The sequence below is a fragment of the Burkholderia sp. BCC1972 genome, assembly GCF_905339605.1.
Lineage (GTDB): Bacteria > Pseudomonadota > Gammaproteobacteria > Burkholderiales > Burkholderiaceae > Burkholderia.
On sequence record NZ_CAJPGH010000027.1, the window covers coordinates 26,194 to 39,183 of the forward strand.

11 protein-coding genes are annotated in these 12,990 nt (G+C 67.2%); 2 read left to right on the top strand and 9 right to left on the bottom strand.

Annotation, left to right across the window (positions count from 1 at the left end; genetic code table 11):
* Window position 1: 1 nt before the first annotated feature.
* The 5 genes from U5798_RS29615 to U5798_RS29635 all read right to left on the bottom strand — a co-directional run bounded on the left by U5798_RS29615 (window position 2) and on the right by U5798_RS29635 (window position 5,719).
* Entirely contained in the window at window positions 2-997 is a 996-nt protein-coding gene (locus tag U5798_RS29615; protein ID WP_124455885.1) for an ABC transporter permease, read from the bottom strand.
* Window position 998: 1 nt separating this feature from the next.
* The gene (locus U5798_RS29620; protein ID WP_322084032.1) at window positions 999-1,976 is read right to left on the bottom strand and encodes an ABC transporter permease; all 978 of its coding nucleotides are present in this window, start codon (window positions 1,974-1,976) and stop codon (window positions 999-1,001) included.
* 33 nt (window positions 1,977-2,009) lie between these two features.
* Window positions 2,010-3,566, bottom strand: coding sequence for a sugar ABC transporter ATP-binding protein (locus U5798_RS29625; protein WP_322084033.1), 1,557 nt, complete (start codon window positions 3,564-3,566; stop codon window positions 2,010-2,012).
* A 52-nt stretch (window positions 3,567-3,618) separates the two neighbouring features.
* Window positions 3,619-4,647: an ABC transporter substrate-binding protein gene (locus tag U5798_RS29630; protein WP_124455882.1), complete on the bottom strand. Its 1,029-nt coding sequence runs from the start codon at window positions 4,645-4,647 to the stop codon at window positions 3,619-3,621.
* Between the two features lie 136 nt (window positions 4,648-4,783).
* Complete coding sequence (locus U5798_RS29635) at window positions 4,784-5,719, bottom strand: aldose 1-epimerase (RefSeq protein WP_322084082.1); 936 nt, start codon at window positions 5,717-5,719, stop codon at window positions 4,784-4,786.
* Window positions 5,720-6,021: 302 nt separating this feature from the next.
* On the opposite strand from U5798_RS29635, the gene U5798_RS29640 reads away from it, so the two are divergent.
* Both U5798_RS29640 and U5798_RS29645 read left to right on the top strand, forming a co-directional pair.
* Window positions 6,022-7,062, top strand: a complete 1,041-nt coding sequence (locus U5798_RS29640) for a LacI family DNA-binding transcriptional regulator (protein ID WP_124455881.1) — start codon at window positions 6,022-6,024, stop codon at window positions 7,060-7,062.
* Between the two features lie 385 nt (window positions 7,063-7,447).
* Entirely contained in the window at window positions 7,448-9,769 is a 2,322-nt protein-coding gene (locus tag U5798_RS29645; protein ID WP_322084034.1) for a PA14 domain-containing protein, read from the top strand.
* Between the two features lie 71 nt (window positions 9,770-9,840).
* Here U5798_RS29645 and U5798_RS29650 read toward each other — a convergent pair whose 3' ends face one another.
* The 4 genes from U5798_RS29650 to U5798_RS29665 form a co-directional block, all read right to left on the bottom strand.
* Window positions 9,841-10,608 carry an ABC transporter ATP-binding protein gene (locus U5798_RS29650; RefSeq protein ID WP_322084035.1) on the bottom strand — a complete coding sequence of 256 codons (768 nt, stop codon included), beginning with the start codon at window positions 10,606-10,608 and terminating at the stop codon, window positions 9,841-9,843.
* A 33-nt stretch (window positions 10,609-10,641) separates the two neighbouring features.
* Complete coding sequence (locus U5798_RS29655; protein WP_124455878.1) at window positions 10,642-11,355, bottom strand: ABC transporter permease; 714 nt, start codon at window positions 11,353-11,355, stop codon at window positions 10,642-10,644.
* Complete coding sequence (locus U5798_RS29660) at window positions 11,352-12,041, bottom strand: ABC transporter permease (RefSeq protein ID WP_124455877.1); 690 nt, start codon at window positions 12,039-12,041, stop codon at window positions 11,352-11,354. Before U5798_RS29660 ends, U5798_RS29655 begins: the two co-directional genes overlap by 4 nt.
* A gap of 174 nt (window positions 12,042-12,215) precedes the next feature.
* The gene (locus tag U5798_RS29665) at window positions 12,216-12,989 is read right to left on the bottom strand and encodes an ABC transporter substrate-binding protein (protein ID WP_124455876.1); all 774 of its coding nucleotides are present in this window, start codon (window positions 12,987-12,989) and stop codon (window positions 12,216-12,218) included.
* Window position 12,990: the final 1 nt, after the last annotated feature.

The following is a 12,990-nucleotide window of genomic DNA, read 5'->3' on the forward strand; positions in this document are numbered from 1 at the left end:
ATCACCGCTTGCGCCGCTTACCCGTCAGCAGCGTCTGCGCGATCACCGCGAGCAGCAGGAACGCGCCGCTCGCGAGGTTCTGGTAGTACGGGCTCAACGTGCCGACCTGGTTGATCACGTTCTCGATCACGCCGAGCAGCAGCACGCCCGCGAGCGGCCCGAACAGCGTGCCGACGCCGCCCGTCAGCAGCACGCCGCCGATCACCGCCGCGGCGATCGACTGCAGTTCGTAGCTGTTGCCCGCGCCCGGCAGGCCCGAATCGAGCCGCGACGCGAGCAGCGCGCCGGCGAGCCCCGCGAGCGCCCCGCTCAGCCCGTACGTGACGATCTTGAGCCCTTCGACGTTCACGCCGAGCATCCGCGCGGCTTCCTCGTTGCCGCCGATCGCGAACACGCCCGCGCCGTAGCGCGTGTGATTCAGCACGAACGCGGCGACGAGGTACGCGACGAGCACGATCCAGACGAGATTGCCGATCCCGAACAGCGTACCGTTCGCGATCGTCGCGAAGAACCCGGGATTCGCGATCAGCATGTCCTGGCTCGCGAGCACGAGCGCCAGCCCTTTCAACCCGAGCAGCGCGGCGAGCGTGACGATGAACGGCGCCATCCGCGCCCGTGCGATCAGCCAGCCGTTCATGAGCCCGACGATCAGCCCGGCGCAGACGGGTGCGGCGAGCGCCGCGCCCCAGCCATACGGCGCCGCATACGCGGCAATCACGGTGCCGAGCCCGACGAGCGAGCCGACCGACAGGTCGAACCCGCCGAGGATGATGACGAAGCTCTGCCCGATCGTGATCAGCGCGACGAACGCGGCGGCCGCGACGATGTCGAGCAGGTTCGGCGCGCTCAGGAAATGCGGAAACACGCGGCCGGCGATCAGGCACACGAGCACGAGGATCGCGATCGCGCCGCGCGCCTGCACGAGACGGACGAACTGCGCGCGGCGGGCGCGGCTCGCGTCCTGCGCGGTAGGCGTGGAAATCGGCGCGGTCGACATGTCAGGCTCCCGAGCGCTGCAGGTACAGCGCGCCGAGGATGAACGCGGCCTTCAGGATCTGCGCGTACGTGTAGCTGATATTGTTCATGATGAAGCTGGCGTCGAGCAGTTGCAGCAGCAGCACGCCGAACACGGTGCCGACGATCGATACGCGCCCGCCCGACAACGGCGTGCCGCCGATCACCGACGCGGCGATCGCATCGAGTTCGAAGTTCACGCCGACGTAGTTCGGATCGCCCGCGCCGAGACGCGCGGTGGCGAACAGGCCGGCGAGCCCGGCCAGCGCGCCGCTCGCCGCATAAACCGCGAGCAACGTACGGCGCACCGGAACACCGGCGAGATGCGCGGCATCGCGGCTCGCGCCGACGAGGATCGTGTAGCGCCCGAACGTCGTGTTACGTACGACGAAGAACACGACGGCCGCGCACACGAGCGCGATCAGCGTCACGACCGGCAATCCGACGAACGTGCCGACGCCGATGAAATCGAACGCATCGGAAGGCGGCAGGCTCACGCGCGAGCCGCCGAGCAATGCTTGCGCCAGCCCGCGCGCGGCAACCAGCAACGCAAGCCCGGAAATCAGCGGATCGATGCCGAGCCGCGCGACGAGCCCGCCGTTGAAGAGGCCGACCGCGAGCCCGATCGCAATGGCCGCCGCGAATGCCGCGCCCGTTCCATACGGCAAGCACACGGCGATGATCGCACTCGACAGCGCCATCACCGAACCGACCGACAGGTCGATCCCGCGCGTCGCGATCGCGAGGTTCTGCCCGAGCGCGATCAGCACGATCGGCGCGGCCTGGAACAGCAGGCTGCGCGCGGCGAGCGGATTCGAGAAACCGGGCGTGACGACCAGGTTGAAGACGGCGAGCGCGACGAACGCGAGATACACGCTGTGGTCGCGCGCCTGCGCGAACAGCGAGCGGCGCGACGTGCGGCGTGCTTCATCCGGTTCGCTCATCAGGTTGGCAAGGTTCACGCTTTCCTCATCCTCAAATCGATATCCGGCGCGCTACGCCTGGTTCGCGAGCAACGCGGTCACGTCGTCGGGGCTCGCGCCGCGCGTCGACAGCTCGCCGCTCGTCGCGCCTTCATGCAGGATCACGAGCCGGTCGGCCAGCTCGAGCAGTTCTTCCATCTCCGACGACGTCGCGACGACGGCGAGCCCTGCATCGGCGAGCCGTTTGACGAGATCGTGCACTTCCGCCTTCGCGCCGACGTCGATGCCGCGCGTCGGATCGTCGAGCAGCAGCACCGACGGCTCGGTCGACAGGCAGCGCGCGATCAGCGCCTTCTGCTGGTTACCGCCGGACAGCGTCGAGATCGGCGCACCCGCGTGCGACGTCTTGATGCCCAGCTCGCGGATGTAGCGCTCGACGAGCGCTTCCTGCTTGCGCACGGAGATGAAGCCGAAGCGCGCGATGCGCGGCAGCACGCAGACGACGATGTTCTCGCGCACCGACAGCTTCGAGAAAATGCCTTCCGAGCGACGATCCTCGGACAGGAACGCGAGCCCCGCGCGAATCGCGCGCGACGGATCCGCACCATCGAGCGCGTGGCCGCCGACGCGCACCGCGCCGCCATCCGGCGGCTGCGCGCCGAACACGGCCTTGAACGTTTCGGTGCGCCCCGCGCCGAGCAGGCCCGCGAGCCCGACGATCTCCTTCGGCGCGACGCGGAACGACACGTCGCGCAAACGCGTGCCCCAACGCAACCCGTCGACGGCGAGTGCCGGCTCCTGCGCTGTAGCGGCAGCGGCGGCTTCCGCCTGTTCGCGCGGGCCATGCGTGCCGACCTCGCGGCCGAGCATCGCCGAAATCAGCGCCATGCGCGGCAGCCGGTCGGGCGTATCGCTGCGCACCACCGCGCCGTCACGCAGCACCGTGAGCCGGTCGCACATCCGGTAGCACTCGGACAGCCGATGGCTCACGAGCACGATCGCGATGCCGGTCGCGCGCAACTGGTCGACGGCGCCGAACAGCACCTCCACTTCCGCACCGCTCAACGCGGACGTCGGTTCGTCGAGAATCAGCACGCGCGCGCCGAGCGACACGCCGCGCGCGATCGACACCATCTGCTGCTGCCCGAGCCCGAGCGAACCGACCTTGTCGGCCGGATCGACGTCGAGCCCGAAGCGCTCGACGATCTCGCGCGTACGCGCCAGCATCGCGCGGCGATCGATCCACGGGCCGAACCGGCGCGGCTCGTGGCCGAGGAAGATGTTCTCGGCCACGCTGCGTTCCGGGATCAGGTTGATTTCCTGGTAGACCGCGCAGATGCCCGCGCGCTGCGCGGCACGCGGGCTGTCGAACGACACGGGCGCGCCGTCGACACGGATCTCGCCCGCATCGGGCTGGTGAAAGCCGGTGAGGATCTTGATCAGCGTCGACTTGCCGGCGCCGTTCTCGCCCATCAGCCCGTGCACCTCGCCTGCGCGCAAGGTCAGCGACACGCCGTCGAGCGCACGCACGACCCCGAACGTCTTGCCGACGCCGCGCGTCTCGAGCACGACCGGTCTGCCGCCGGTGCCATCGTCGGCGCCGGGTCCGGCGGGAAGCGTTGCATCCATCGTGCGCCTCGCGTTCGCGTGTGAGCGGTTTTGTGGACCGGTTGCCCGCGGATCAGTAGACGAGGTTCGCTTCGAGCGAATGCTTCGCGTTCGCCTTGTCGTACAGCGCATCGTCCATGATCTGCTTCTGCGCGACTGGCTTGCCGGCGAACCACGCTTCGAGCGACTTGAACGCGAGCGGGCCGAAGCGCGGGTTCGTCTCGACGCTCGCCGCGGCCGAACCGTTCGCGATCGCGGTGACGAAATCCTTCGTGCCGTCGATCGACACGACCGTCACGCCGCGCTGCTTGCCGGCCTGCCGCAGCGCGGTCATCGCGCCGAGCGCCATCGTGTCGGCCTGCGCGTAGACGGCGGTCACGTCGGGATGCGCGAGCAGCACCTGCTCCATCACCTTCTGCGCTTCGGTGGCCGACCAGTTCGCGGTCTGCGACGCGACGATCTTCATGTTCGGGAATTTCTTCAGGCCGTCGGCGAAACCGTCGGTTCGCTGGCTCTCGACGGTATTGCCGTAGCCGCCCTGGATCTCGGCGATCGTCGCCTTGCCGCCGGTCGCATCGGCGAGCGCCTGCGCGGCACGCTGCCCTTGCCGGAAGAAGTCGGAGCCGAGGAACGTGATGAAATCCTGGCACGGCGTGCCGGCCGTCTGCCGGTCGATCGTCACGACGGGGATGCCCTTCGCGCGTGCCTGCGCGAGTGCGGGCTGCAGGCCGGTCGAATCGTTCGGCGCGACGATCAGCGCCTGCGCGCCCTGGTTGATCATGCTTTCGATGTCGGCGACCTGCTTCGCCTGGTTCGCGTTCGCATTCGTATACAGCAGCCGCTTGACGCCAGCCGCCTTCGCAGCGGCGCGCACCGATGCGGTTTCGGTCGCGCGGAACGGGTTCTGTTCGTTCTCCGACTGCGAGAAGCCGACCACCAGATCGGTCAGCTTCACGCTGCCCGGCTTCGGATTCGTGCAGGTCTGCGCGGAACTCGACCCGACCTTCTGCGCATTGTCCTGCGCCTGCGCGATCGCGACGCATCCGAGCGTCACACCCATCGTCACCACGATACGTTGCAGCTTTGCACGGCTCGGCATCATCGTCTCCAAGTGTTGTGTTGTGATCGACCCGCACGCCGTGGCACACACGGTCGGCTCCGGCGTCACGAATTAATATTATTACTCGATATTATCGCCTGCCCGACTCGGGATAATCCCGTACCGCCGGGGCGCCCGCTCAGATCGGGCCAGGCGTCCAGCGCAGCGTGGCTTCCAGCGACTCGCCGGGCGCCAGCACGCAGCCGCCGACGGGCGCGGCGCGGTCGCGCGCGCCCACGTTGAAGCAGTCCGTCGTGTTCGTCACGGGCTCGACGCACAGCGCGTCGGCGCCGGCGGGTGCGAACACGACGAGCTGGTCGAACGGCCGCTGCGCCGACAACACGACCTGGCAGCCGCGCTCGGGCCAGATCACCGCGGCCTCGCGTGCCCAGCCCACGAAATTGTTGTCGAGATCGAACGCCTCGACCCGCAGCCCGTCGCGCAGCGCATCGACGGCCGGATGCGCGCCGACGCGGGTCGGCAAAACGTCGTCGTCGATGTGCCACATGGCGTCCACCTGCGCCCTGACGAGCGTGCGCGAGGTCCGGACGTAATACGGATGATGGCCCATGCCGAACGGCATCGGCAGCGCGTCGAGATTGCGCGCGAACAGCGTGATCGACAGGCTGCCGCCGTCCAGCCGGATCGTCTGGCGCGCCTCGTAGCGGAACGGCCAGTCGCCCTGCCGGCCGCGCTCGGGGCGGTGCTCGAAGTGCAGCTCGACCGAGGCGGCGTCCTGTCGCCCGACCTGCCACGGCCGGCTCCAGCCGTGGCCGTGCAGCGCATGCCGGAATGCATCGTGCGGGCCGGACAGGTCGATCGTGCGGCCGTCGAATGCGAACTTCGCGTCGCGGATGCGATTGCAGTAGGGGAACAGCGGGAAACTCGCCATGCCGAGCGGGTCGCCGCTCGCGACCGCCTCGGCGGTGGCAGGCCGGAACCAGTGCCGCTGGCGGTCGCGCTCGACCTCGTAGTAGGCGGCGATCGAGCCGCCGACCTTCGGCGCGACGCACACGCGGGCCGTGGCGCTGGTCAATTCGATCAGGTTGGCGCTGCGCGGTAGTTCCATCGGCATCATCGATCATCCCCGGACGCGAGACTGACGACCCCGCCGGACGGCATACGGCGCCGGCCGCGGGCAGGTGCGGCAAAGGATGGCACGGCGCGGCACGCGTGGTCAATAATATTTGTTGATATTATTATCTCGACGTCGACGCATCCGGCAAAGCACGCGTAAAGCTTGATTGCCGGCCAGATTTGCCGATGTTACCGTCGAGTCAGATTGATCCGACCCGCTCATTACCGATTCATTTGCCCATCCTGCCGAGGCCGGACCGCGCTCCTACCGTGAAACGCTCTACTCAACGTCGCCCCACGATGACCGACATCGCCAAGCTTGCCGGCGTGTCGCAATCCACCGTCTCCCTCGTGCTGAACAACGCGGCGGGCACCAAGTTCTCGGACACCACGCGCGAGAAGGTGCTGAAGATCGCGCACGAGCTCGGCTATCGCTTCCTGCCGCGCGAAGTGGCGATGACGCACGACGGCGAGCGCGACCTGATCGTCTATCTCGCCGACGAGATCTCGACGAGCCCGCATCCGGTCGTCAACATCGACGGCGCACGCGACGCGGCCTATGCGAACGGCAAGCTGCTCGCCGTGTACTCGACGCACGGCAACGTCGACATCGAGCGCCAGGTGCTCGATTCGGTGCTCGCGATGCCGAACCTGCTCGGCGTCGTCTATGCGACCGTCTATACGCGCAAGGTCACGCTGCCGCCCGAGCTGCTGCGCGTGCCGGCCGTGCTGCTCAACTGCTATACGGCCGAAAGCGGGCTGTCGTCGATCGTGCCGGCCGAAGTCGCGGGCGGGCATGCGGCGACCGAATACCTGCTGCGTGCGGGCCACCGGCGCATCGGCTACGTCAACGGCGAGCCGTGGCAGGACGCCGCGAAGGATCGCCTGAAGGGCTATCGCACCGCGCTCGCGACGGCCGACATTCCGTTCGCGCCGGAGCTCGTGCGCGACGGCGACTGGGGTTCGGATACCGGCTTCGAGCAGACGCTGTCGCTGCTGCGCGAGCCGAACCCGCCCACCGCGATCTTCTGCGCGAACGACCTGATGGCGATCGGCGCGATCGAGGCAGTCAAGCATCTCGGGATGCGCGTGCCCGACGACGTGTCGGTGCTCGGCTACGACGACCAGGAAATCGCGCGGCACACGCACCCGCCGCTGTCGACGATCGTGCTGCCGAACTACGAGCTCGGCCGCTGGGCCGTCGAGATCCTGCTGCAGGAAGAGCAGAACCGCGCGGTCGGGATGCCCGTGCGCCGCCGCGCGATCAAGCTCGACGGGCCGCTGGTCGAGCGCGGCTCGGTGCGGACCGTCGAAACGGCCGCGCAATCGGCCAGCGCGTAAGTACGCGCCCGCCTTCGCCTTAGCCTTCCCGCCGAACACCCGACGGCGCGGCGCATTCGCCGCCCGCCGCCTTGCCACGCGTCCCTTCCCGTCCGCCTTACCCTCGGCCGTCGCCTGCTTCAGGGTAAACACCATCGCTAAATTATTAGTAATAATTTAAAAGCATTTCTATACTTGCGTCGGCATCGGGCAGAACCCCGAGCCACCACAAGGCAACACGACGAGACGGCGACCGGAAGCGAATGCGCGCGAACCCGCCGCGCTGCCCGCTCCGCCCGTCCGCACATCACACGCCTACCGTTCCGCGACGCGTCCTGTCCGGATACCGCTGCATCCGCATCGAGTCACCAGTCGTCCGCTTCTCCTCATTCATCCGGAGTCCAGAATGACTATCACGTCTCGTCTCAAACCCGCCGCACTGGCGGTCGTCGTGCTGCTCGCGTCATGCGGCGGCGATGATTCGTCCGCCCCGTCCGCATCGGCACTCGCCGCGCGTGCCGCCATCGACGCCGCGGCGAGCGACAGTGCCGCCGCCGCGAATCCCGCGGCATCCGGCGATTTCATGAATGCCGGGTACGGCGGCCCGTCGCACTTCCCGAACCAGCTCGTCACGCTCGGCCTGCCGGGGCCGACGCCCGCGTTGCGCGTGTCGTCGCGCGGCGTGCCGCCCTATGCACCGCCGGCGCCGCCTGTCGCGACCGACACGCAAACGCTGACGCTCGCCGACTTCGATACGTACGGCCCGGCCTGGACGAGCGGCGGGGCGAACATGATCCGGATCGACGGCACGAGCACGGACGGCGCGAAGCTCGTCACGAACGCGCAGCATCCGGCGTACGGTCACGCATCGTACGAAGCGGACGTCACGATCGGCGCACCGGCACCCGGCGCCAATACCGCGAACGCGGGCTTCATCGTGCACGTGACGAACCCGACGGTCGGCACCGACGCACTGACGGGCTACTACATCGGGCTCGACGCGGTACGGCACGTCGTGCAGGTCGGCCGCGAGCAGAACAACTGGACCGACTTCGTCGACTACCCGGCGCCCGCGATCGTGCCGGGCAGCACGCATCACCTGAAGGTCGTCACGCGCAACAACGCGATCGACGTCTATGTCGACGGCACGCAGGTGATCAGCATCAACGACGCGACGAGCGGCCTGACGACCGCGCTGCGCGCGGGTGCGTTCGGGCTGCGCCGCTTCGGCGCGAGCGTCGCGTTCAGCAACGTGACCGTCAGCCGCTATCCGGACGTCGCGCCGGCAACGTACGACTTCTCGCGCGTGGTCGGCGCCGTGTACAACCCGTGGAATGCCGTCAACGCGATCGACTTCTGGCAGAACTACGATCCGGCGATCGTCGACCGCGAGCTCGACTACGCGCAGACGTACGGGATGAACACGATCACCGTCTACCTGCACTACCTGAACTGGGTCAACGACCGCGATGCGTTCCTCGCGAAGTTCGACAGCCTGCTCGAGATCGCCGCGCGCCACGGCCTGAAGGTCGCGCCGATCTTCTACGACGACTGCTGGCACGTCGATCCCGCATACGGCCCGCAGCCCGCGCCGATCTTCGGCGTGCACAACAGCCGCTGGGTGCAGTCGCCCGGGCAGTCGGTCGAGCAGCAGTACCTGCAGCCGGTCGCGGCGGGCGCGTCGACCACGTACAAGCAGGACCTGCAGCACTACATCGCCGATTTCGTGTCCGCGCACCGCAACGATCCGCGCATCCTGTACTGGGAACCGATGAACGAGCCCGGCTGCAGCGGCAACGGCGCGCTGCAGCCGACGCGCGCGCTGATGATGAACGACGCGCGCATCGCGATCCTGAACGCGGGCGCGACGCAGCCGATCAATTCACCGAACGTGCAGGAGGCGGAAGGCGACTACTTCTCCGACTTCCATGCGTTCCACCCGTATGCGCTCAACGCGACGACGCCCGACTACTCGCTGCCGCCGAGCCTGCTCGACAGCCTGAATTCGGAAACGCTGCAGCGCGGCTGGCCGGGCGGCCAGGCCGGCCAGACGATGGCCGGCATCGCGTCGACGTACGGCGGCAAGACGGGCTTCCTCGTGTGGGAACTGATGATCGGCCGCACGAATACGCGCTTCCACTGGGGGCAGACGGCATCCGCGCCGGCCACCGTCGAGCCGGCCACGCCGTTCCAGGGCACGCTCTACCCCGACGGCCACCCGTGGAGCACGGCCGAGGTGCAGGCGCTCGCGAGCGCATTCAGCTCGCGGCTGCGCGTGCTGAACGCGACGTACTACAACGACACGACGTTCACGACGCCGGTGTTCTCGTCGATCACGCCGCTGGTCGATTTCGACCTGAACACCGAGCGCGGCACCGATTCGCCCGATGCGTCGAAGGGGATGAATGCGACGAACTATGCGATCCGCTGGACCGGCGCGCTCGATATTCCGAAGGGCGACGACTACACGTTCAGCGTGACGAGCGACAACGTCGCGCGCGTGTGGATCGACGGGCGCAAGGTGATCGACAAGGAACAGCCGGGGCTCGCGACCGCGAAGGGCCGCATCCACCTCGCGCAGAAGCGGAACGTGCCGATCCGCGTGGAGTACGTGCATGCGAACGGACCGGCCAGCATGCACCTGCAATGGTCGAGCCCGAGTGCGGGCCGCGACAATCTCGTGCGTGTCGCGCAGCGGCCGTTGACGGACGCGCTCGCGCAACAGTAGGCGTGGTTCGCATCAACGCCCGTGAAGCCGCGACGACTTCACGGGCGTTGATGCAAATCCCGCACGCGGTCTTACTTCAACCGCCCCGACAGGAACTGCCCGAGCCGCTCGCTCTTCGGATTCACGAGAATCTGCTGCGGATCGCCCTCTTCCTCGATCTTCCCCTGATGCAGGAAGATCACGTGATTCGACACGTTGCGCGCGAAGCCCATCTCGTGCGTGACGACGATCATCGTGCGGCCTTCCTCGGCCAGCTTCTGCATCACCTTCAGCACTTCGCCCACCAGTTCCGGATCGAGCGCCGACGTCGGCTCGTCGAACAGCATCACTTCGGGCTCCATCGCGAGCGCACGCGCGATCGCGACGCGCTGCTGCTGCCCGCCCGACAGGTGCGACGGATACATGCCCTCGACGCGCGGCGCGAGGCCGACCTTCTCCAGGTACTTGCGCGCCCGTTCGATCGCTTCATCCTTGCCGATCCCGAGCACGGCCATCGGCGCCTCGATCACGTTCTCGAGCACCGTCATGTGCGCCCACAGGTTGAAGTGCTGGAACACCATCGACAGCTTCGTGCGCATCCGCTGCAGCTGCTTCTGGTCGGCCACGCGCAACGAGCCGTTGCGGTCGCGCGTGGTCTGGATCGCCTCGCTGCCGATCGTGATCTGCCCCGAGCACGGCTGCTCGAGGAAGTTGATGCAGCGCAGGAACGTGCTCTTGCCGGAGCCGCTCGAGCCGATGATGCTGATGACGTCGCCGGCCTTCGCCTTCATCGACACGCCCTTCAACACCTCGTTGTCGCCGAATTTCTTGTGCAGGTTGTCAACGGTAAGCTTGTACATGCTGGGTCCTTCCTTGCGAATCTTGCGGATGCGTTAGTGGCTGCGCGGCGAGAGGTACGCGAGCCAGCGCGTCTCCAGCTTGCGGAACGCCCAGATGAGCGCGAACACGACGACGGCGTACAGCACGGCGGCAATGCCGTAGGCCTGGAACGACATGTAGGTTGCCGAATTGACGTCGCGCGTGACCTTCAGGATGTCGGGCACGGTCGCGGTGAACGCGAGCGTCGTCGCGTGCAGCATCAGGATCACTTCGTTGCTGTAGCTCGGCAGCGAGCGGCGCAGCGCGGACGGCAGGATGATGCGCGTATAGAGCTTGAAGCGCGACATCCCGTAGGCCATCCCGGCTTCGATCTCGCCGGCCGGCGTCGCCTTGATCGCACCGGCGAAGATCTCCGTCGCATACGCGCATTCGTTCAGCACGAACGCGAGCAGCGTACAGTTCATCGCGTTGCGGAAGAACGTGTCGAGCAGCACGTGGTTGTGCACGACCTGCAGGCTGTAGATGCCCGTGTAGCACATCAGCAGCTGCACGTAGAGCGGCGTGCCGCGGAACACGTACGTGTAGAGCCAGACGGGGCCCGAGATCCAGCGGTTCGACGACGCGCGCGCGATCGCGAGCGGCACGGCGAGCGCGAAACCGAGCGCGATCGACACGACCAGCAGCCACAGCGTGATCGCGAGGCCGCTGAAACGGTAGCCGTCGGTATAGAGATAGCTTTGCCAGTACTGGCTGACGAGTTCGATCACAGTGCGAGCCTCCGGACACCGACGGAATAACGCTTCTCGAGGTGATGCAGCACGACGTTGGACACCGTCGTGATCGCGAGGTAGATCGCGCCCGCAGCCAGCGTGAAGAAGAAGAAATCGAGCGTGCTCTTGCCGGCATCCTGCGACGCTTTCACGACGTCGGCGAGACCGATGATCGACACGAGCGCGGTGGCCTTCACGAGCACCTGCCAGTTGTTGCCGATGCCGGGCAGCGCGAAGCGCATCATCTGCGGGAACAGGATGCGGTGGAACACGCGCCAGCCGCTCATCCCGTACGCGAAGCCGGCTTCGAGCTGGCCGCGCGGCACCGCGAGGAACGCGCCGCGGAACGTCTCGGTGAAGTACGCGCCGTAGATGAAGCCGAGCGTCACGACGCCGGCCACGAACGGGTCGATGTCGATCTGGTCCCAGCCGATCAGGTCGGTCACGTTGTTCAGCAGGATCTGGATCCCGTAGAACAGCAGCAGCATCAGCACGAGGTCCGGCACCGCGCGGATCAGCGTCGTATAGAACGTGCCGATCGACTTGAGCACGCGGTTCGCCGACAGTTTCGCCGCCGCGCCGGCAAGCCCCAGCACGAGCGAGGCGGCGAGCGACAGCACCGCGAGCTTCACGGTCTCGACCGTGCCGGCCCACAGCAGCGGGCCAAATCCTTGGAAGATCATATGAGGAGTCCAGAGCGAGGTGGCTGGATTGTCAATAGCCATTACCCGCGCATCAAACGATATCTACGCACTACCTGATGCACCCTGCTCATCAAGTCGGACGCATCACGCGAAGCGGGTTGCACCCGCAACACACGCGGCGCGCGCCACAACCGGTGCGCGCCGCATGGAGCGTCAGCCGCCGTAGACGTCGAACGCGAAGTACTTCTTCTCGAGCTTCTTGTACGTGCCGTCCTTGATGATGTCGGCGATCGCATGGTCGATCTTCGCCTTCAGGTCGGCATCGTCCTTGCGCAGGCCGATGCCGGCGCCGTTGCCGAGCGTCTTCGGATCGTCGAGGTCCTTGCCGGCGAATTCGAAGTTCGCGCCGCGCGGCGTCTTCAGGAATCCGATGTCGGCCTGCACCGCGTCCTGCAGCGCCGCGTCGAGGCGGCCGGACATCAGGTCCTGGTACACGCCGTCCTGGTTCTGGTAAGGCACGACCTGCACGCCCTTCGGCGCCCAGTAGGCCTTCGCGTAGGTTTCCTGGATGGTGCCCTGCTCGACGCCGACCGACTTGCCCTTCAGCGATTCGGCCGTCGGCTGCAGGTTCGTGCCCTTCTTCGCGACGAGGCGCGTCGGCGTGTTGAACAGCTTGTCGGAGAACGCGATCTGCTCGGCGCGCGCCGGCGTCATCGACATCGACGACAGCACGCCGTCGAACTTCTTCGCCTTCAGCGCGGGGATCATCCCGTCGAAGTCGTTCTCGATCCACACGCATTTCGCCTTCAGGCGGGCGCAGATCTCGTTGCCGAGATCGACGTCGAAGCCGACGACCTTGCCGCTTGCGTCCTTCGATTCGAACGGCGGATAGCTGGCGTCGACGCCGAACCGGATCGTCGACCAATCCTTGGCGTGGGCACCGACCGCGATGCAGGCAAGGGCAATACTGAGCGCGAGTTTCTTCATG

What these genes read in the sequence shown, in the direction of transcription:
- U5798_RS29645 (WP_322084034.1), top strand. Translation starts at nt 7,448, where the DNA reads ATGACTATCACGTCTCGTCTCAAACCCGCCGCACTGGCGGTCGTCGTG.
- U5798_RS29660 (WP_124455877.1), bottom strand. Translation starts at nt 12,041, where the DNA reads ATGATCTTCCAAGGATTTGGCCCGCTGCTGTGGGCCGGCACGGTCGAG.
- U5798_RS29640 (WP_124455881.1), top strand. Translation starts at nt 6,022, where the DNA reads ATGACCGACATCGCCAAGCTTGCCGGCGTGTCGCAATCCACCGTCTCC.
- U5798_RS29635 (WP_322084082.1), bottom strand. Translation starts at nt 5,719, where the DNA reads ATGCCGATGGAACTACCGCGCAGCGCCAACCTGATCGAATTGACCAGC.
- U5798_RS29630 (WP_124455882.1), bottom strand. Translation starts at nt 4,647, where the DNA reads ATGATGCCGAGCCGTGCAAAGCTGCAACGTATCGTGGTGACGATGGGT.
- U5798_RS29650 (WP_322084035.1), bottom strand. Translation starts at nt 10,608, where the DNA reads ATGTACAAGCTTACCGTTGACAACCTGCACAAGAAATTCGGCGACAAC.
- U5798_RS29615 (WP_124455885.1), bottom strand. Translation starts at nt 997, where the DNA reads ATGTCGACCGCGCCGATTTCCACGCCTACCGCGCAGGACGCGAGCCGC.
- U5798_RS29665 (WP_124455876.1), bottom strand. Translation starts at nt 12,989, where the DNA reads ATGAAGAAACTCGCGCTCAGTATTGCCCTTGCCTGCATCGCGGTCGGT.
- U5798_RS29625 (WP_322084033.1), bottom strand. Translation starts at nt 3,566, where the DNA reads ATGGATGCAACGCTTCCCGCCGGACCCGGCGCCGACGATGGCACCGGC.